Consider the following 19,985-nt stretch of genomic DNA (forward strand, 5'->3'; position numbering starts at 1 on the left):
TGAATTTTTTCGGGGCTTTTTTTATTGTGTCAAATTCTTTGTGTCCTCTGCGAAAAACTTTGTTTACTTTGTGGTTAAACCAATGTTCAAAACACTCTTCATTATTGTATTTATTTTCTTCGGAAGTTATTCCATAATGGCCCAAAAAACCATTCAAAAGGAATTTTCTTCGGAAGGAATAAAAACGCTTTCCATAGCAGATGATGCCATTTATAAAATAACCATCCAATCTTCCGAAGAATCAATTTTAAAAATTTCGGCACATATTTCCGGCGAACACTCAGAAAGTGTGATTATTGAAGAAAAAATTGCGGATGGCATCCTTTCGTTGAAAACGGGATTCGCCCCATTCTTCAAAATGGAAAACGACAAACTTGCCGCACACAAAGTAATGGCGATAGAACTGAAAATAACGGTTCCCGAGAAGATGGCCGTTGAAATTAAATCGAAATTGGCTTCCGTATATACTGATGGAATTTATAAAAACCTCACTATTTCCTTGGAAAACGGGAATTGCGTTTTAAATGATTTTTTAGGAAACGCCCAGCTTAAAACTATTGCAGGAAACATAACTGTCCAGGCCCAAAATAATGTTTCAGGAAAAGCAATTTCAAAAAACGGGACTGTAGAAAATAATTTTTTGAACAAGGGAAAATTCTTTGTCGAAGCTGAAAGTATCAATGGTAACATTTCGTTCCTACAAACCAAATAATATTGCTATTTTTGCCTCCGCACTCCGAAGCTTTAGCGAGAGAGTGCCTTCGTCGGAAAAACTATGAGCCTAAAAAAAGCCACTTTTATTATTGTACTGATTCTGCTGATAGATCAGATTTCAAAATTTTATATCAAAACACATTTTGTTTTAGGCGAAGAAATTCGAGTGTTTGATTGGTTTCGTATTCTTTTCGTTGAAAATGAAGGGATGGCTTGGGGGGCAAAAATTCCGGGTGAGTACGGCAAACTTTTTTTAACGCTTTTTAGAATCGTAGCTATAGCGGGAATTGGTTATTGGCTGTGGGATTCTGTTAGAAAAAACCTGCCAAGTATCCTGATTTTTTGTGTTGCCTTGATTTTTGCGGGTGCTTTGGGCAATATTATTGATTCTGTTTTTTACGGTATAATCTTCAATGATAGCCATCACCAAGTTGCAACATTATTTCCTGAAGCTGGAGGCTACGGTACACTATTTCACGGAAAGGTAGTAGATATGCTTTACTTTCCGCTCTACGGAGGTACTTTGCCAGAATGGCTTCCATTTTGGGGTGGAGAATATTTCACGTTTTTTGACCCAGTTTTCAACATCGCTGACTCTTCCATCAGTGTTGGGGTGATTTTGCTGCTTATTTTTAATAAAAAAGCATTTCCGAATAAAGAAAAGAAAACTGCTAGCCCATCTTCAAACTTTGAAAAAGTATCTTAAGTTTATATTACATTTCTAATTATAGAAAAAAGAATTATTGAAACTAAAATGCTAACAAGCCATTTAGTTGAAATAATGATATCTGGTAAAAAGATATTAAATGGCTTTAAGGTTATTTTTAAAAAAATAAAAAGCAATAGGGGTACAAAAAAATATATGAGCAAATTAAATTGAGCGGCTTTTATAAAATTTCCATGTAATAATTCGTGAAACGCACGTTGTGAACCACAACCAGGACAATCAAATCCACTAATAGATTTAGTAATACAACTTATAAATATTGCCTCTCCATTTGAAGGATCATTGTAATAAAAATAATAAATAACAACTACTAAAAGAATGAATGCAACTATTGATAAAAGTTTATTATTCAAATTAATAATTAGTAAATATTATAGTTCTCTAATAATTCTTGATATACAGCCATTCCTCCAAAAACGAAGAAGTATATTAAATTTAAAGCAACAAGCCCTATTGCTATATACGATAATATTTTAGAATTTTTAGCGGAAGAAAGAGCTCCAGCAAAATCACCATTTTCAAATTTTGTTTTAACCTGACTTGATAATACAATCGCAACAATTCCAAGAATAAGTCCTAAACAGCAAGGAGAGCATAATCCTAAAATAGTAGCAATTATTGCTAAAGTCATATTGTTATTAGGTATTGTATTTTCAGAAAGAGTAGTAGTTTCCATAATTTTTATCTTATTGGTTATTAAAATATTAACTTCATAAAGATAATGGGTTATTTTGAAAATCAATTATTTTTTTTGGTGTGATGCAAAAATTTAATGGAATATCGGTCACAGCCGAAAAAATTTCAGGCTCAGCATCAAAAAATGAAAGTCCAATAAAGATGGTATGTGGGCTGCATTTTTCCAAAAAACGATCGTAAAACCCTTTTCCGTAGCCAATGCGATGGCCGTTTTGGTCATATGCTAAAAGGGGAACAAAAATAACTTCTATTATTTCCGGTGAAATTTCAATGCCCGAAACGGGTTCGGGAATTCCGTATTCCGAAGTTTTTAAGACTGTGTTTTCCTGCAACAAAAAATGCTTCATTTCCCCAGAATTAAAATCTGCTTTTGAAACGACGATACTCTTATCCTTTCCCTGTAAAATATGCAGTAGATATTCGGTGTTCACCTCCTTTTTTTCTGAAATGGGAAGAAATATGTGATAATACGTTTTATCCCAAATAGGAAGTTTCAAAGCCTGGTTCGCAATCTGAAGACTCATTGTTTCAACGGATTCCTCGGAAAGCTCTTCCCGGAGTTTTTTATATTTCAAACGAAGCATTTTTTTATTGCCCATAGTACTTCAAAAATCTAAAATCGTCAATCGTTAATCCTAAATCCCTTTCAGTCCTCCATTTCCTCGTCTTCCGTATTTGCAGTATTTACGGTTGAAATATGAAAAATAGCATCCCCTTGGTTTACAATCGGCGATTGGTTTACATTAATGATATAGCCTTCATTGGGCGAAGTAACCTTAAACCGCATTTTTCCGTAGGGGTCTGTAATCGTGGCTAAAAATTCGCCTTTTTCCACGTGTTTGTTGCAGTCAACTTTTACGTGGAGCAAGCCGCTGCGATGGGCGCGGATCCATTTGCTTTTTTCTATAATTACAGTTTTTTTGGCAGGGTCTGGGGCAACGTGTCTTTTCCCGAGCATATCCAAATGTTCCAAAATACGCATAATCCCGTCCACGCCTTCTTTTGCGATATGTTTGTTGCTTTCGCGGCTTTTTCCGCCTTCAAATAGTAATGTGGGAATGCCCATTTTATGGCAAGTATTTCGGTAAGACTTTTCAATGGTATTTGAATACACGGTAAAGGGAGCATTAAAAACCTTTGCAAGTTCCAGCAATTTTTCATCGCCCGGTTTTATGCGAATCTGTGCCGCATTGAAGCGGCTGGCGCCACCCGTGTGAAAATCGAGACAATAATCGGCGTGCGGCAACACTTTTTTGGTGAAATGATAGGCGACGCGGCTTGCCAAGGAACCCGATTTGGTTCCCGGAAAAACCCTGTTGAGATCGCGCCCATCGGGGAAAGAACGGTCCCCATTTAAAAACCCGAAAACGTTCAGAATTGGAATACAAATTATAGTGCCGCGTTTGGGCTTGTTCAATTTTCGGGCAATGAGTTGGCGAACAATTTCTACCCCGTTTATTTCGTCTCCGTGAATGGCGGCTGTTATTAAAACCGTAGGTCCGGGGATTTTGGAGCGTTCAATGATTATTGGGATTTCAACCTTGGTGGAAGTGTAAAGTTTCGCAATGCTAAAATCAACTGTACGGCTTTCACCCAGCGCAATCCGTTCATTTAAAATTACAATATCACGTTCTTCCTTTTTGGCCATAAATTTATTTTCGCTCTATAGTAACCCAAGACTTATCAAATCCAATTGCATCGAGAATTTTTTCTTTATCTAATCTTTCAGGTTGCTTGATTGTCAAAATCAACGTATGTTCTGGAACAGGCTCGTGAATGGTAAATTGTGAGCCGTGAGGTTGCCAAGTGAAGCGTTTGGTTTTGGTTCCTTTAACAAAACCCTCTAAATTTCCTCGACTATTCCAAACGAAGTCAAAAAGTTCCGGGTCGTAACGTATTGTTTCAAATTCAAAAACAGCTACTTGAGAAAGATTATTTGACTTAACGAGAACTACAGTTCGTAAATTCTTGAATTTTTCACGAACTGCAGAGACGCGTTCGTTCCATATTTCCAAAACTTGCTCTCCAATTTCATTAGGGTCAGCGGTTATATCGATTGTTCCGCCATAAGAATAGACAGGCGAGTTTCTACCCGAAATAAGTCGAATTTGTTTTAGATTTTTGAAATCTTTTAATGAAGATTTTACAGTTTTTGCGCCCCAAGCTGTATTTCCCATTACAACATCGTCAAGTCCAACGTTAGAAGGTTTCCAATCTGCTCCGATGCAAATTGCAAAAATTTGTTCCCATTCTGAACCTTCAAGGTCGCCACGTCCTTTACTTGCTAAAAGATAAACAATTTCTTGTCCGAGCAAGTAGGGAAAATCCGAATTGAATTGGTTTAGTGGAAATGCAGCAACAGATTTGTTGACTGTTCTTAATTTTGGTGAGTTGCGTTTTGCCATTAACTTGGATTGTACTTTAAATCATATTCTCTCAAAACGGATGCTGGTTCGAGTGAACTTGCCACGTAAGGAAGTAATTTTTGAACAACTGCCTTAATCATATTTACAGGAACTGCATTTCCAGCCTGTTTTTTCGCTTGTGCATCACTGACAACAATTTTATACCAATCTGGGAAACCTTGTAATCTAAACATTTCTCTTGGTGTTAAACGTCTTTCGCCATTTACCAAAAGGTAATTATGTGATGCTCCTGAACGAAGTGCGCAAGAATATGGATATGAACAGATATTGCCTGATTTGTTTTCGTGCCAAATTGATGGATAATATGAAGATTTGTGTTTTTCTTTTCGTTTTTCTTGAATAAAATCGGAAGCAAAGTATTTCTCATCAACTTTAGTTTCCAGTATTTCGTTTAACGATTTATAAGGCTTTTCAGGATTTGGAAATGTGAACATTATCGGCTCTCTGTGTCCAACAATTACAACCCTTTCTCGCTTTTGTGGCAAACCGTAGTCCAATGCGTTTAATACACTATATTGAACGTGATAACCTAAGTCTTGTAAGGCTTGAACGATGATTTTTAAAGTCTTTCCTTGGTCGTGTCCAACAAGCTGTTTAACGTTTTCCAAAATAAAGGCTTTAGGCTTTTTTGCCTCGATAATTCGGGCAATATCAAAGAAAAGAGTTCCTCTCGTATCATTTAAACCTTTCATCTGTCCGATGATGCTGAAAGGTTGACAAGGAAAACCAGCAAACAGAATGTCGTGGTCTGGGATATCATTTTCATTTATTTTTGTGATATCGCCTTTTGGTTTTTCCCCAAAATTTGCTTCGTAACTTTCTTGGGCATATTTGTCAATGTCCGAGGAAAAAACACAATCTGGTTGAATATCATTTTCCTCGCAAGCCTCCTCAAAAGCTACTCTAAACCCGCCAATTCCACAAAATAGGTCAATAAATTTTAGTTTTTCTCTGTACATAATTGTAAAGATAATTATCTATTTAAAATGATTTAATAAATACTCAACTTTTAATGATAAAGAAATATCATTCAATTTTGCAATCTCTATACGTTGCGTTCTATATATTTTATGATTGAGTTTGCGATATCCTTGCCTGTGGCTTGTTCAATTCCTTCCAAACCGGGAGATGAATTCACTTCCAAAATCAACGGTCCACGTGCCGATTGCAACATATCAACCCCAGCAATTCCGAGGCCCATGGCTTTTGCGGCTTTCAGGGCGGCGGTCTCTTCCTCGTCGGTAAGTTTTATTACTGAAGCTGTTCCGCCGCGGTGCAGATTGCTTCGGAATTCGCCTTCCTTTCCCTGCCGTTTCATTGCGCCAACTACCTGTCCATCCACTATAAACGCACGTATGTCTGCGCCTCCGGCCTCTTTTATAAATTCCTGAACGATAACCCGCGCCTGTAAATTGTTAAAGGCTTCAATCACAGATTCCGCGGCTTTTCTGGTTTCAACCAAAATAACGCCAATTCCCTGTGTGCCTTCCAGTAACTTAATGATTACGGGTGCGCCACCGGCTTGGTCCACGATTTCCTTTACGTTTTTGGAATAATTGGTAAAAACGGTTTTCGGCAACCCCAATCCCGCGCGGGAAAGAATTTGAAGACTTCTCAATTTATCGCGGGAACGGACCAAGGCCTGCGATTCGGTCGTGGTAAAAACGCGCAACATTTCAAACTGTCGCACTACCGCGGTGCCGTAAAAAGTTACGGACGCCCCAATCCGTGGAATGATGGCATCGGTGTGGTCTAATTTGTGGCCTTTGTAAATAATTACCGGATTTTTCTTTTCGATAACAATATCACACTTTGCGTGATTTATAACCTCTACGTCGTGTTTTCTGGCTTTTGCCGCTTCCACAAGACGTTTGGTGGAATATAAATTTGCGTTTGCCGATAATATCTTTATGTTCATTTTTTGGTTTTTAGTTTGTAGGAAAGGTTGGTTTTGTTAATATCAACCATATATTTCTTGCTTAGGAAATTTCGCCCCAAAAGTACGGGAAAACGCATCTCTTCGCGGTCGCTCAATGTTAAATAAATGGGATGTGTCTTTCCAAAAAGAACAATTTCCGTTTTAATTCTATATCGCGCTTCAGACTGGCCGTTGCTGCTTCTTACCACTTTTACGTCATATTCGTCAAAAATGATTTCCTTTTCGTGGTAGCTAGGATGCTCTTCGTCCAAAAAGTTGCATTTCAGATAGTTATCCTCAACTTTCATGTTTTTGCAATGTATGGAAGAAGTGTAGGCGCCCGTGTCAATTTTCACTTCAATATCATATAGATTCAGCAATGGAAAGTCTGCCTTGTCTATTCTGCCGATGTTTCTTTTCAATGTTATAGAAATTTTGTAATTGCAAGTTAACTAATATAAATTCCAATTGGCAAATAACAAATTCCAAATAAATCCCAAAAAACAAAAAAATTCAAAATTTTGAAGCCTGCAAACTGCGACTTTCTACTTTCCATTAAATTATTTGATTAAGATGCGCGCGATGAATCGCGCGCCTACTATAAACTGCGACTGGCTACTGCGACTTTCTATTCCGCTCAATAAACCCAATCACGCTTTTCGAAACATTCTTTCCCGAGGTATTTTCGATACCCTCCAGTCCCGGCGTACTGTTGATTTCCAAAACCAAAGGCCCGTTTTTGGATTGCAGAATATCCACCCCGCAAAAGCCCAAATTCATCGCTTTTGCTGCTTTTATGGCAATTTTTTCCTCTGCGGAAGAGAGCGAAATCATTTCCGAAGTGCCGCCACGGTGTAGGTTGCTACGGAAATCGCCAATTTTGCATTTGCGTTTCATCGCCGCAACCACAACGCCGTCCACCACAATCGCACGAACATCAGCTCCATTGGCTTCCTCAATATATTCCTGTAATAGAAATTTCACGCCGGCGGCATTTAAGGTTTCAATCGTTGCCAAAGCATTCTGCGGGCTTTCGGTAAGAATAACGCCTTCGCCGTGCGTGCCTTCCAAAAGTTTGATGATTATTGGCTTGCCGTTAAAGGTTTTCAATTGTTCCTCAAATTCAAAAAATGAAGCATATATTGTGCGTGGCACGGGAATTTGATGTTTTGCCAAAATTTGAAAGCAAGTCCATTTGTCGCGGCTGTTTGTAATTCCTTCGGAAGAAACCACGCTAAAAACGCCCATCGATTCAAAATGGCGGACCACGTTCGTACCAAAATAAGTATTTGAGGCACCAATTCTGGGAATTACCGCGTGCAGGTCATCCACCAATTCATTTTGAAAATAGAGGACGGCTTTTCCGTTTTCCACGGCGAGGTTGCAATAAGAAGGGTCCAAAACCTCCATGGTGTGGTTGCGCGCTTCGCCAGCTTTTAAAAGACTTTGGGTGGAATAAAGCGCTTCCCCACGCGATAAAATGGCAATGTTCATAATTGGTTATTGTGCGTGCAATTTAACCAAAAAGAACATTGCCCCTAAAATCATTAGTTAAAAATTAACGGTTACCTTTCCTCTAAGGAAAAAAGGCGTGCCGGGCGTAAAGTGTATTTCTTCCACAGCTTCGGGTTCGTCAAACAACCTGCTTTCGGTTGCAAATTGGGTTTCGTTCCATTCGGTATCGAAGAGATTTTCAATTGCAATCCCGAAAACAAAGTTTCTAAAAGTATAATTTATGTTGAAATCAGTTACAAAATAACCTTCGGCAATAATGCTTTTGTCTTCGTTTGCGGCCCTATCCTTAATATAGCGATAGTTCAATCCGCCCGAAAAATTTGCGAGATTTTCAACGGCAATTCCACCTGTTGAGGTAAAATCCGGCGCCAACGGAATGTAATCCTCGCCTTTGGGTTCCTCGATGCTTCGCGCGTAGGTATAGTTTGCATCGCCGTAAAAATACAGCCAGTCCAAGGCTTCGTAACGCAGGCCAAAATCAACGCCCAATCGGCGGGTTTTTCCGCTGGGTTCCACAATTCCGGCATCGCCAACATACACAAATTCCTGTTCCAAAAACAACGCCCAAAAGGCTGTATTAAAAATTAGATTGTCCGTCAGTTTGTAAATTCCGCCCAAATCTGCGCCGTAAGCTGCGGGCAAAATATCCTCGCCGCCATTGGCAACAACTACGCGTGTATCGTTGGAATGGAAACCGATTCCCGTTTTCAAAAACAATTGGAAATCGCGGTTGGGGCTGTAAATAAAGTTCAACTTCGGGCTGGCGAAAACCTTGCTTTCACTTCGGTTATCGTAGGTTGGCGAAAGTTTGTTTTCGTAATCAAATTTGAAATAATCCAATCGTACGGCGGGGTTTATTTTGAAATTGCCCAAACCGAATTCCGTGTTCAAAAACGCAAAACTGTTTATTTGGTCCACATTTCCGAAGGCAATCCGGTCCAAAATTTCATAACGGTTTTTGGTGTGCGAAAGCTCCACGTCGTTCACATCGTCGTAACGAACGCCAATTCCTGCGGTGTACTTAAAATCGAGCGTTTCAGAATTTATTTTATCTGAAAACTCCGTTTGGAAACCCAAAATATTTCGGTCTTCGCGCTGTGCAATTTGGTCGCCGTTTACTGGGTCTTCCAAAAAGAAAGTGAAGTTTGAAAACAGTTCAAAATCATAATGCGAATAATACGCACGGGTTTCCAACTTTTTGTTTTCCGAAAGCAATTTGGAATGGTTTATCAGCAAATTGGTGCGGCTGGTGTTTCCGCCTTCGGTATCGTCAATGGCGCCAAAACGCCCGATGGAACCATCATCAATGGCGCGCTGCGGAATCTGCCCCGAAGCATCCCACTTGCTTTGGAAATGCGAAGCGGTAAGTTGCAGTTTTTGGTTGTCGGGCAATTTCAGATTGTATTTCGCCATCATATTGAAACGGTTAAAATTCTGCGGCGAATCAAACGGACCGTTAAAAGTATTGAGTGAAGCAGCGACATAAGCATTGCTGGTTTTGGTATCCAAAAGATTGAAAAGTCCAACGGTCCTAAAAGCATCAAACTGCCCGTATTCCACGGAAACGGAGCTTTTGTCGAGCTTGTCCAAGGTTTTGAACGCCACGTAACCCGCAGTGGCAAAATCGCCGTATTCCGCATTGTACGGCCCTTTTCCAAAGGAAATTTTATCAAGCGTTTCGGGAATTACGAAGTGCAGGTCGCTGTACCCTTGCCCGTGCGCGTGCGATACCATATTTACCGGCATTCCGTCCACCGAAAGATTGATGTCGGTGCCGTGGTCAATGTCAAAGCCTCGCAAAAATATTTGCTCAGCTTTTCCGCCACCAGCATGTTGGCCAATGAAAAGTCCGGGGACTTTTCGCAAGATTTCCTGCGACGATTTTACGGGCGCGGTCTTTAAATCTACCGCCACTATTTGGCTGAGTGTGTTCACTTCGGGCGTGATGGTCACTTGTTCCAAAGAAACCGCGGCTTCGTTTAAAGTGATGTTTATGGGTTCCGCAAAACTTTCAACGGTAACTGAATATTCATAGGTTGCGAAACCTAAAAAGGAGAAGCTGATGATGTCGTCTTCCTTCACATTTTCAAGTGAAAATTTTCCCGAGGTATCGGTGTGCGTGTGATTGCCCGAGGTTCGGTCAAAAACCGCCACATTTTCCAGCGGGTTGTTATTTGGGCCTACTACTTTTCCTGTTAGTGATTGCGATTGCGCAATACCAAAGCATAGCAGCAGCCCCATTAAGAGTATTCTTTTCATGGGTGATTGGTTTAAAAAATTTAAATAATTTAAATGACTGAAAGACGGTTTCTTTCAGCAATGAACTTTGACAATAATGAATTTTAAAATGCTAATTTGATATTGTATGTCACGCTGAGCTTGTCGAAGCGCCAAGCGAAATGTCTTCGACAAGCTCAGACTGACACATTGCATACAATCGACATTTTTAAAGCATTATGAATTCAACTAAAGGTTTATGAAATAAATACTTCCGGAGGCGGGCTGGGGATGGTTTTTACGCTTTTCGGAATATGAAAAACATAAAAGAAATTGTGTTTGGTATTAGTTTCTTTTTTGAAATCGATTGGGGGATATTCCTGTGCAAAATGTTTATCAAAAGTATAATTGAAAAACACGCCATCGTGGTCGCTGGTCTCTTCCGAAGAAAATATTTTTGAGAAAAATGTAATCAGTTTGTGTTCGTGCGTGTGTTCGTGGCCCAACACATGGTCTTTTTCGTGATGCCCATAATCGGTATGCGTCATTACGTGCGAAAAAGTGTGCATTCCCTCCGAAAGCTGTTTCTGCATCGGGTTGAGCAGATAAAAAATCGACAGGGAAAGCACAAAATACTTTTTAAAGGAAATATGTAATTTGCTTTTAAGCATTATTTTGGGTTGGTTGTAAATAGATACGCAAGATTGGGGAATTTGGATTTTGAATAAGCTTCATTTAACCGTTTCTTAACTATTTTTGATAGCGGAAAAATTCCTTAAAAAACAAAATAGCAAGTATCTTTGAGCCTATGGCCAATGCTTCGGTAACACTTCAAATTGCAACTCTTCCCGATTCGCCCGGTGTTTATCAATATTACGATAAGGACGGGAAACTGCTGTATGTGGGCAAGGCAAAAAACCTGAAAAAACGCGTTTCGTCCTATTTCAACAAAACGCAGGACAACGGTAAAACCCGAATTCTCGTAAAGAAAATTGCGACCATTAAGCACATCGTCGTAAAGACCGAGACCGATGCGCTTTTGCTGGAAAACAATTTGATAAAAAACTATCAGCCGCGCTACAATGTGATGCTGAAGGACGACAAAAGCTACCCTTGGATCTGCATTAAGAACGAACGCTTTCCGCGGGTTTTCCCTACCCGGCGCATGATAAAGGACGGCAGTGAATATTACGGGCCTTACACGAGTATGAAAACCGTACACACGCTGCTTGATTTGATAAAAGGCCTGTATCCGTTGCGCACTTGCAACTACGATCTTTCCGAAGAAAAAATTAGGGCAGGCAAGTATAAAGTGTGTCTGGAATATCACTTGGGAAACTGTCTGGGGCCTTGCGAGGGGCTTCAGTCTGAAAAAGATTACAATGAAAATATTGAGGCCATCCGCAATATTGTGAAGGGAAATTTTAAGGATTCGCTGCACAAATTTAAAAACCAAATGAAGCAATTGGCGGCTGATCTGAAGTTTGAGCAGGCACAGCGGGTAAAAGAGAAGATCGATATTTTGGAGAATTACCAAAGTAAAAGCACGGTGGTAAACCCGAAGATCAACAACGTGGATGTTTTCTCGATAATTTCTGATGAAAGCTATGCGTATGTTAATTTTCTGCAGCTTTCGCACGGGGCGATTATCCGTTCGCATACGTTGGAAATAAAGAAGAAGTTGGACGAGACCGATGAGGAACTGCTTCAGCTTGCCATTGTGGAAATCCGGCAACGGTTCAATTCGCTTTCAAAGGAAATTTATGTGCCTTTTGAGGTGGAATTGGGCGAGGACATAAAAACGCATATTCCCAAACTGGGGGATAAAAAAGCAATCCTCGACCTTTCCGAAAGAAATGCCAAGTATTATCGCATGGAGCGGTTTAAACAGGCAAAGATTGTGGACCCCGACCGTCATGAAAAGCGCATTATGGCGCAGATGAAAAAAGATTTAAGGTTAAGCGAGGAACCACGACATATAGAGTGTTTTGACAACAGTAATATTCAGGGCACAAACCCCGTGGCGGCCTGTGTGGTTTTTAAAAACGGGAAACCGAGTAAAAAGGATTATCGCAAATTCAATATTAAAACGGTTGAAGGACCCGATGATTTTGCCTCGATGGAAGAAGTTGTTTATCGCCGCTACAAAAGATTGCTGGAAGAAGAGCAACCCTTGCCGCAACTCATCATCATAGATGGGGGAAAGGGGCAGTTGTCTTCTTCTCTAAAAAGTCTGGACAAGTTGGGCTTACGCGGGAAAATTGCCATTATTGGTATTGCAAAACGTTTGGAGGAATTGTTTTATCCGGACGACCCCATCCCGCTGTATTTGGACAAGAAGAGCGAGACTTTAAAAATAATACAACAATTGCGCAACGAAGCGCACCGTTTTGGCATTACCTTTCACCGCAGCAAGCGCAGCAAGCAGGCTTTAAATACTGAACTGGAAACCATTCCCGGCATTGGCGAAAAAACGGTCGTGGAATTGTTGAAACACTTTAAAAGCACGAAGCGGATTGCCTCGGCAAGTTTTGAGGAGCTTTCAAAAGTGATCGGTCCGAGCCGGGCGAAGAAGTTGGTTGAACATTTCAGCAATACTAATAGCAATAAACAATAACCACGTTAATGAAGTATTTACTCCTCATAGCATTCCTAATAATCTCAACCCTTTCCTTCTCACAGGAAAAAAGCGAACAGGATGTAAAAGTAGGCCTTGTTTTGAGCGGCGGCGGTGCCAAAGGCCTCGCGCATATCGGAGCTTTAAAAGTAATTGAGGAGGCGGGCGTTCGTATAGACTATATTGGCGGCACGAGCATGGGCGCAATTATAGGCGCGCTGTATGCTTCGGGATATTCGGCACATCAGTTGGACAGTATTTTTCAACAAACAGATTTTAGCACCTTGATACAGGACGATATTCCGCGAAGCGCAAAAACGTTTTACGAAAAAAAGGAAGCTGAAAAATATGCCTTGGTGCTTCCGTTTGATGGCTTCAAAATTGGTTTCCCCTCGGGACTTTCAAAGGGGCAAAATGTTTACAACCTACTTTCCAAATTAACGAGCCACGTTAGCACGATTTCAGATTTCAGTAAGCTTCCCATTCCCTTTTTCTGTGTTGCCACCAATGTTGAGAATGGACAGGAAGTGATTTTGGACCATGGTTATCTTCCACGGGCAGTTACCGCTAGTGGAGCCTTGCCTTCGCTTTTTAGCCCCGTAGTGATTGACGACAAAGTGCTCATTGATGGCGGGGTGGTAAACAATTATCCCGTGAGTGAGGTGAAATCAAAAGGAATGGACATCATTATTGGCGTGGACGTGCAGGATAGCCTAAAGACCCGTGATAACCTGAGTTCGGCTTTTGATGTCTTGGTACAGATAAACAACTACCGCACCATCAAGGATATGACGGAAAAACGCAAAAAAACCGACGTTTACATTCACCCAAATATTAAGAATTTCTCGGTAGTTTCTTTTGATGAAGGTAAAAACATTGTGGCATCCGGTGTTGTTGCGGCCGAATTGAAACTAGAGGAGCTTAAAAAAATTGCTTTGAGGCAAAAATTAGTAAAGCATAAAAAAATTAAGTTTGAAACCAATGACACCATTTTTATAAAAGAAGTAAAAATTGAGGGGAACAAAAAATATACCCGTAGTTACGTTTTGGGAAAACTGAAATTGCGGATCCCAGATAAGATTACTTACGAGGATTTTAGTGAAGGTATCAACAATCTTTCGGCAACAGGAAATTTTCAGGATATCAATTATAAATTTATTGAAGATGAAAAGAATGAAAATGTACTGTTTTTACACCTAAGGGAGAGCAACTCGTCCATGATGCTGCGGTTTGCCGCACATTATGACGATTTGTTCCGAACTGCAGCCTTGGTGAATATTACAAAAAAACGACTTTTAACCAATAACGATATTGCTTCGCTAGATCTTATAGCGGGGGACAACCTGCGGTACAACTTTGAATATTATATAGACAAGGGTTTTTATTGGAGCGTTGGCTTCAACTCAAGATACCACTTTTTTGAAACCGACGTATCGTTAAGCTTTGTTGGGGCAGATTTGGATGCCGAGCTTTCATTGCCCATAAACAGCATTTCAATAAAGTATAGCGATTTTACCAATCAGCTTTATTTTGAAACCCTCTTCCGCAGAACTTTTATTTTAGGTTTGGGAGGGGAACATAAATACCTTCGGTATCTGTCCGAAACTATTGGGACCGATGCCAATAACCTGCCGCGAACCGTTTTTGAAAGTACCAATTACTACAGCGCCTTCGGTTTTTTGAAATATGATACGTACGACAATAGTTTCTTTCCAAAAAGCGGGGCCTATTTTTCGGGCGACTTTCATTGGTATCTTTTGGCCAATGGACGCAATAAAGATTTTGAGCCTTTTTCGTTGGCAAAGGCCAAATTGGGGTATGCCCATACTTTTTTCAACACAATTTCGGCAAATTTAACAACCGAGGGCGGATTTAAATGGGGCGGACCGGAAACCACTTCCTTGGACTTTGCCTTGGGCGGTTATGGTTTTAAGGAGATGAACAACATTGTTCCTTTTATGGGCTATGAGGCCATCTCGCTCCGCGGAAATACCTATCTGAAATCGACACTTACCTTTGATTATGAAATATTCAGAAAGAACCATATCAATATTTCGGCTAATATTGCCAATGTGGGCAACGATCTTTTTGAGAACGGTCAGTGGATAGATGGAGTGGATTATTCAGGTTTTTCGGCAGGCTACGGTTTGGAAACCGTTTTGGGCCCGATGGAGATTAAATATTCCTATTCTCCCGAAAGGGACCAAAGCGAATGGTATGTGGCGCTGGGGTATCGGTTTTAGCATAAACTTAAAGGTCTGGCTTCAATATTTTTCCGATATTTGTGGGAAGCTTGATTTTAACGTATTTTATGCCTAAGAATCAATAAAAAATAAAAATAAGCAATAAACAATAAAAGATGCCTTTCTACCACAAACTGGGCAAGATACCGCCCAAACGCCATACGCAATTCCGCAAACCGGACGGGAGCCTTTATTCTGAACAACTTTTCGGCACCGTTGGTTTTGATGGGATGTACAGTAACATCTATCACGAACATAGGCCTACTCAGGTAAAGGAGATCAAGAAGCAATACAGCGTGGCCCCAAAGATTGCAAAATCGAACAATTTGCATTCGCTTCGCCTTAAAGGATTTGATGTAAAACCTGAAAAAGACTATTTGGACAGTCGAAAAACGGTACTTACCAATAGCGATTGCAGTATTATCCTGGCTGCACCCCAAAAATCATTAAAAGATTATTTTTATAAAAATACCGATGCCGATGAGTTGATTTTCATCCACAAAGGCGGCGGAAAATTGAGGACTTTTTTAGGAAATTTAGACTTTAAATACGGAGATTATTTATTGGTGCCACGCGGAATTATCTATCAAATAGATTTCGATACGGAAGACAATCGTCTTTTTATCGTAGAATCGCATAGACCCATCTATACGCCGAAACGTTACAGAAACTGGTTTGGCCAATTGTTGGAGCATTCGCCCTATTGTGAGCGCGACATCCGCAAGCCACAGGAACTGGAGACACACGATGAAAAAGGTGAGTTTTTGGTAAAAGTGAAAAAACGCGACGAAATTTTTGAAATGGTCTATGCCACACATCCTTTTGATGTGGTTGGGTATGATGGCTACAATTTTCCGTACGCCTTTTCAATCCACGATTTTGAACCAATTACCGGAAGAATCCACCAACCGCCACCAGTACACCAAACGTTTGAAACCGATGCGATGGTAGTCTGTAGTTTTGTGCCGCGGCTTTACGACTATCACCCAGACAGTATTCCCGCACCGTACAACCACAGCAATATAGATAGCGATGAGGTCCTCTATTATGTTGACGGCGATTTTATGAGCCGAAACGATATTGAAGCGGGCCAAATAACGTTGCACCCGGCAGGAATTCCACACGGCCCGCATCCCGGTGCCGCGGAAAGAAGTATCGGTAAAACAGAAACGGAAGAACTGGCCGTTATGGTAGATACTTTTAAACCGTTACAGGTTACCGAAGATGGTTTAAAACTTTCGGATGGTACGTATTACCAGAGCTGGTTGGAGGAATGAGTTGGTAGTCGCAGTAAGCAGTAGATTGTGGTCTTTGCGTTCTCTGCGCCTTTGCGGTTAAAGGAATTTGGAAACTATTTTCTTTATAAATGAAGCTGTTCTATCTGAAATATTCTGAGTTAAATTAATAAGATTATTGAAAACTTAAATTATGAGCAAAGAAGTAAAATCAGTCGATTACGGACTGGAAAAAATATTTGAGGGCGCAGAAGATTTTCTGCCCTTATTGGGCACCGATTATGTAGAATTCTACGTGGGCAATGCTAAACAGTCCGCACATTTCTATAAAACGGCCTTTGGTTTTCAATCATACGCCTATAAAGGTTTGGAAACCGGCTCGCGCGATTCGGTGAGTTATGTACTGAAGCAGGATAAAATCAAGCTTGTTTTAACAACGCCCTTAAACAGCAAATCGCCGATTAACGACCACATCGTAAAACACGGCGATGGGGTAAAGGTAATTGCCCTTTGGGTGGACGATGCCACAAGTGCTTTTGAAGAAACCACCAAACGCGGCGCAAAACCTTATATGGAACCCACCGTTGAAAAAGACGAACACGGCGAAGTGGTCCGCAGTGGAATTTATACCTACGGCGAAACAGTACATATGTTTGTGGAACGCAAAAACTACAAAGGAACATTTTTACCCGGGTTCCGCGAATGGAAGAGCGATTACAACCCAACCCCAACAGGCCTAAAATATATAGACCATATGGTAGGCAACGTAGGCTGGGGCCAAATGAACAAATGGGTAAAATGGTATGAGGACGTGATGGGCTTCGTGAATTTCCTTTCCTTTGACGACAAGCAGATACACACCGAATATTCGGCCTTGATGAGCAAGGTGATGAGCAATGGCAACGGGCGCATCAAATTCCCCATAAACGAGCCGGCCAAAGGAATAAAAAAATCGCAAATTGAGGAATATCTCGATTTCTACGAAGATTCCGGAGTGCAGCATTTAGCGGTCGCCACAGACGACATTATTAAAACAGTAAGCCAATTGAAGGAACGCGGTATCGAGTTTTTGCCGCCACCGCCACAAGCCTATTACGACGACATTCCCCGTCGTTTGGGAGATCATATGAAAATGATGAAGGAAGACATCAGCGAGCTAAAAAAACTTTCAATTATGATTGACGCCGATGAAGACGGCTATCTGTTGCAGATATTCACAAAACCCCTGCAGGACAGACCGACCCTTTTCTTTGAAATCATACAGCGCATGGGTGCAAAAGGGTTCGGTGCCGGAAACTTTAAGGCACTTTTTGAATCTATCGAGCGCGAACAGGCCCAAAGAGGAACACTTTGAGAAAACAGAGAACTGAAGACGGAAGACGGATGACAGCAGTGTAAACTTCTGTCATCCGTCTTCTGTCATCCGTCAAAAACCCCCATTTTCTTTTTGGAACAATAGTTGTAATTTCCGAACCGTTAAAACCCAAAGTCTCTATCTATGAAAAAGCTGCTCACGCTTTTATTTCTTTTTGGCAATATATTTCTCCTTTCGGCACAAGAACGGGCTTATGGCGATGGCGAATTTTTTAAATTCAGGGTTCATTATGGTTTTGTAACTGCAGGTTATGCAACTTTAAAGGTCAAGAATGCCACTATAAACGGAAAGGATGTTTTCCATGTGCGCGGTTTTGGTGAAACCGTGGGCGTTTCAAAATGGTTTTTTAAAGTGGAGGACGATTACCAATCCTATATTGACAAGGAAAAGGATATCCCCTATCGTTTTATTCGGAAGATTGACGAAGGCGGTTATACCAAGGATATTCAAATTGATTTTAACCACTCCAACAACAAAGCCACGGTAAACGACAGAAAGCACAACGAAACCACCGTGCTTTCCTTCCCTAAAGAAACGCAGGATATGATTTCGGCATTTTATTACCTTCGCAATAAATTGGACACCGAAAACATAAAAGAAGGCGATGTGGTGGAGATGAATATGTTTTTTGATAAAGAAAATTACAAATTCAGGTTAAAATTCCTTGGAAAAGAAGTTTTAGATACTAATTTTGGCCGCGTCCGCACCTTGATTTTTAGGCCTTACGTTCAATCGGGCCGGGTTTTTAAGGAAAAGGAAAGCCTAACGGTCTGGATAAGTGATGATAAAAACAAAATACCCCTGCTGGTAAAGGCAGATTTGGCCGTAGGCTCTTTAAAAGCGACATTGACCGAATTTAAGGGATTGCAACATTCCTTCAAAATATTGGCAAATCAATAAAATATAATACCGAAAACTCCCCAACATTGAAGAATTTAATTTTAATTGTATTATCACTTACCCTGCTTACCACCGCTTGTGAAAATAAGAAAGAAGAGTTGACCGATACCAATATCGTGGCGGAGGAAGCAATAATTGAACAATATGGTTACGTGTTGAATGATTTTAATGTAATTCGCGACACTATTCGGAAAGGCGATACTTTTGGCGATATTCTTTTCGCCAATGGCGTTTCACAGGAAAAAATCATGGAGGTGGCCACCAAATTCCGCGACAGCTTTGATGTTCGGAAAATAGTGGTAGGAAAACCTTACGTCCTGCTTAATTCCAAAGACTCGCTGAACAAGACCCAGGTTTTTATTTATGAAACGAATAACGTGGACTATGCCGTGGTGGATTTTAGGGACACCCTTTCCATCTTCAACAGTCAAAAACCGGTCCGGTATGAGGACAGGGAGGCATCGGGGGTCATTACCAGTTCACTTTCCGCCACAATGGAGGAGCAGAATTTAAGCCCTTATATGACGGATCAATTAGCAAATATCTATGCCTGGACCATCAACTTTTTTAAGCTGCAGCCCGGCGATCGCTTTAAGGTAATTTATACTGAAAAGTTTATAGATGACACCATTCCCGGAGGTCTAAAGGAAATAAAAGCCGCCTATTTTGAGCACCGTGGAAAACCGCTTTACGCCTTTAAATTTTCTTCGGATTCTTTGGGTAAAATTTCTGGTTATTACGATGAGCAGGCCAACAATTTGAAGCGCGCCTTTCTAAAAGCTCCTGTACAATTCAGCAGAATATCTTCCCGATACAACCTGAACAGACGCATAAAATACTACGGTTTTAAACTTCGCCCGCACCGAGGGACCGATTTTGCCGCCCCCATAGGTACGCCCATTTTGGCAACGGCAGATGGCGTGGTAACTAAATCTGAACGCCGCGGCGGCAACGGAAACTATGTTAAAATAAGACACAGCGGCACCTATGAAACGCAATACCTTCATATGAAAGCCCGGAACGTTAAAGTAGGCCAACACGTGAGCCAAGGCGATGTAATTGGCTGGATCGGGATGACCGGAAACACCAGCGGCCCACACGTGTGTTACCGCTTCTGGAAAAATGGAAAAGAAGTAGATCCATTTAAGGAAGACACCCCTTTTTCAAAACCACTTCCTAAGGAATTGCAGGAACAATTTTCCGCAAATATGCTCCCAATGAAGGAACAATTGGATTGCATTTCTTTTTAATTTTCTCGATTTCCCAAAATGTTGATAACCTTGTTATTAACTAACACTCAACTTTTCAGCTCTTTAGCTTTTAAATTTTACCTTTATTTACGGTTATTTTTACGTGATCATTTCTTGGTCATTTTTGTTTTAAATAACCTATTTAAGGTTGT

19 protein-coding genes are annotated in these 19,985 nt (G+C 40.7%); 8 read left to right on the forward strand and 11 right to left on the reverse strand.

Translation table 11 applies throughout. From position 1 onward, the window contains the following. Positions 1–82 precede the first annotated feature (82 nt). Both POV26_RS07890 and POV26_RS07895 read left to right on the forward strand, forming a co-directional pair. Positions 83–712, forward strand: a complete 630-nt coding sequence (locus POV26_RS07890; protein WP_272855929.1) for a DUF4097 family beta strand repeat-containing protein — start codon at positions 83–85, stop codon at positions 710–712. A gap of 63 nt (positions 713–775) precedes the next feature. Then, positions 776–1,420, forward strand: a complete 645-nt coding sequence (locus POV26_RS07895) for a lipoprotein signal peptidase (RefSeq protein ID WP_272855930.1) — start codon at positions 776–778, stop codon at positions 1,418–1,420. A gap of 2 nt (positions 1,421–1,422) precedes the next feature. On the opposite strand, the gene POV26_RS15365 is transcribed toward POV26_RS07895, so the two are convergent. The 11 genes from POV26_RS15365 to POV26_RS07945 all read right to left on the reverse strand — a co-directional run bounded on the left by POV26_RS15365 (position 1,423) and on the right by POV26_RS07945 (position 10,884). Continuing rightward, positions 1,423–1,794, reverse strand: a complete 372-nt coding sequence (locus POV26_RS15365) for a DUF2752 domain-containing protein (protein WP_419180010.1) — start codon at positions 1,792–1,794, stop codon at positions 1,423–1,425. 8 nt (positions 1,795–1,802) lie between these two features. Beyond that, positions 1,803–2,117 carry a CD225/dispanin family protein gene (locus POV26_RS07900; RefSeq protein ID WP_272855931.1) on the reverse strand — a complete coding sequence of 105 codons (315 nt, stop codon included), beginning with the start codon at positions 2,115–2,117 and terminating at the stop codon, positions 1,803–1,805. Positions 2,118–2,151: 34 nt separating this feature from the next. Further along, positions 2,152–2,736, reverse strand: coding sequence for a 5-formyltetrahydrofolate cyclo-ligase (locus POV26_RS07905; protein ID WP_272855932.1), 585 nt, complete (start codon positions 2,734–2,736; stop codon positions 2,152–2,154). A gap of 47 nt (positions 2,737–2,783) precedes the next feature. Further along, positions 2,784–3,785, reverse strand: a complete 1,002-nt coding sequence (locus tag POV26_RS07910; protein WP_272855933.1) for a succinylglutamate desuccinylase/aspartoacylase family protein — start codon at positions 3,783–3,785, stop codon at positions 2,784–2,786. A gap of 4 nt (positions 3,786–3,789) precedes the next feature. Continuing rightward, a complete protein-coding gene (locus POV26_RS07915) occupies positions 3,790–4,542 on the reverse strand; it encodes a hypothetical protein (protein WP_272855934.1) in 753 nt (250 codons plus the stop codon). Next, a complete protein-coding gene (locus POV26_RS07920) occupies positions 4,542–5,522 on the reverse strand; it encodes a DNA cytosine methyltransferase (RefSeq protein WP_272855935.1) in 981 nt (326 codons plus the stop codon). Before POV26_RS07920 ends, POV26_RS07915 begins: the two co-directional genes overlap by 1 nt. Before the next feature lie 86 nt (positions 5,523–5,608). Then, positions 5,609–6,481: a 30S ribosomal protein S6--L-glutamate ligase gene (gene rimK / locus POV26_RS07925; protein ID WP_272855936.1), complete on the reverse strand. Its 873-nt coding sequence runs from the start codon at positions 6,479–6,481 to the stop codon at positions 5,609–5,611. Further along, positions 6,478–6,903, reverse strand: a complete 426-nt coding sequence (locus POV26_RS07930; protein WP_045080218.1) for an ATP-dependent zinc protease family protein — start codon at positions 6,901–6,903, stop codon at positions 6,478–6,480. The genes rimK and POV26_RS07930 overlap by 4 nt, the downstream gene beginning before the upstream one ends. A gap of 193 nt (positions 6,904–7,096) precedes the next feature. Next, positions 7,097–7,975 carry an ATP-grasp domain-containing protein gene (locus POV26_RS07935; RefSeq protein WP_272855937.1) on the reverse strand — a complete coding sequence of 293 codons (879 nt, stop codon included), beginning with the start codon at positions 7,973–7,975 and terminating at the stop codon, positions 7,097–7,099. 57 nt (positions 7,976–8,032) lie between these two features. After that, positions 8,033–10,255: a TonB-dependent receptor gene (locus tag POV26_RS07940; protein ID WP_272855938.1), complete on the reverse strand. Its 2,223-nt coding sequence runs from the start codon at positions 10,253–10,255 to the stop codon at positions 8,033–8,035. A 215-nt stretch (positions 10,256–10,470) separates the two neighbouring features. Next, positions 10,471–10,884, reverse strand: a complete 414-nt coding sequence (locus POV26_RS07945) for a hypothetical protein (RefSeq protein WP_272855939.1) — start codon at positions 10,882–10,884, stop codon at positions 10,471–10,473. Positions 10,885–11,021: 137 nt separating this feature from the next. On the opposite strand from POV26_RS07945, the gene uvrC reads away from it, so the two are divergent. The 6 genes from uvrC to POV26_RS07975 all read left to right on the forward strand — a co-directional run bounded on the left by uvrC (position 11,022) and on the right by POV26_RS07975 (position 19,833). After that, the gene (gene uvrC / locus POV26_RS07950) at positions 11,022–12,830 is read left to right on the forward strand and encodes an excinuclease ABC subunit UvrC (RefSeq protein ID WP_272855940.1); all 1,809 of its coding nucleotides are present in this window, start codon (positions 11,022–11,024) and stop codon (positions 12,828–12,830) included. A gap of 8 nt (positions 12,831–12,838) precedes the next feature. Beyond that, positions 12,839–15,073: a patatin-like phospholipase family protein gene (locus tag POV26_RS07955; protein ID WP_272855941.1), complete on the forward strand. Its 2,235-nt coding sequence runs from the start codon at positions 12,839–12,841 to the stop codon at positions 15,071–15,073. 116 nt (positions 15,074–15,189) lie between these two features. Beyond that, on the forward strand, positions 15,190–16,350 hold the full coding sequence (locus POV26_RS07960) for a homogentisate 1,2-dioxygenase (protein ID WP_272855942.1): 1,161 nt from the start codon (positions 15,190–15,192) through the stop codon (positions 16,348–16,350). A gap of 151 nt (positions 16,351–16,501) precedes the next feature. Then, a complete protein-coding gene (hppD, locus tag POV26_RS07965; protein WP_272855943.1) occupies positions 16,502–17,662 on the forward strand; it encodes a 4-hydroxyphenylpyruvate dioxygenase in 1,161 nt (386 codons plus the stop codon). Between the two features lie 144 nt (positions 17,663–17,806). Further along, entirely contained in the window at positions 17,807–18,583 is a 777-nt protein-coding gene (locus POV26_RS07970; RefSeq protein WP_272855944.1) for a DUF3108 domain-containing protein, read from the forward strand. A gap of 26 nt (positions 18,584–18,609) precedes the next feature. Beyond that, positions 18,610–19,833, forward strand: a complete 1,224-nt coding sequence (locus POV26_RS07975) for a M23 family metallopeptidase (RefSeq protein ID WP_272855945.1) — start codon at positions 18,610–18,612, stop codon at positions 19,831–19,833. Positions 19,834–19,985 lie beyond the last annotated feature (152 nt).

It is taken from the genome of Aequorivita todarodis (assembly GCF_028561335.1).
In the GTDB taxonomy this organism is placed as follows: domain Bacteria; phylum Bacteroidota; class Bacteroidia; order Flavobacteriales; family Flavobacteriaceae; genus Aequorivita; species Aequorivita todarodis.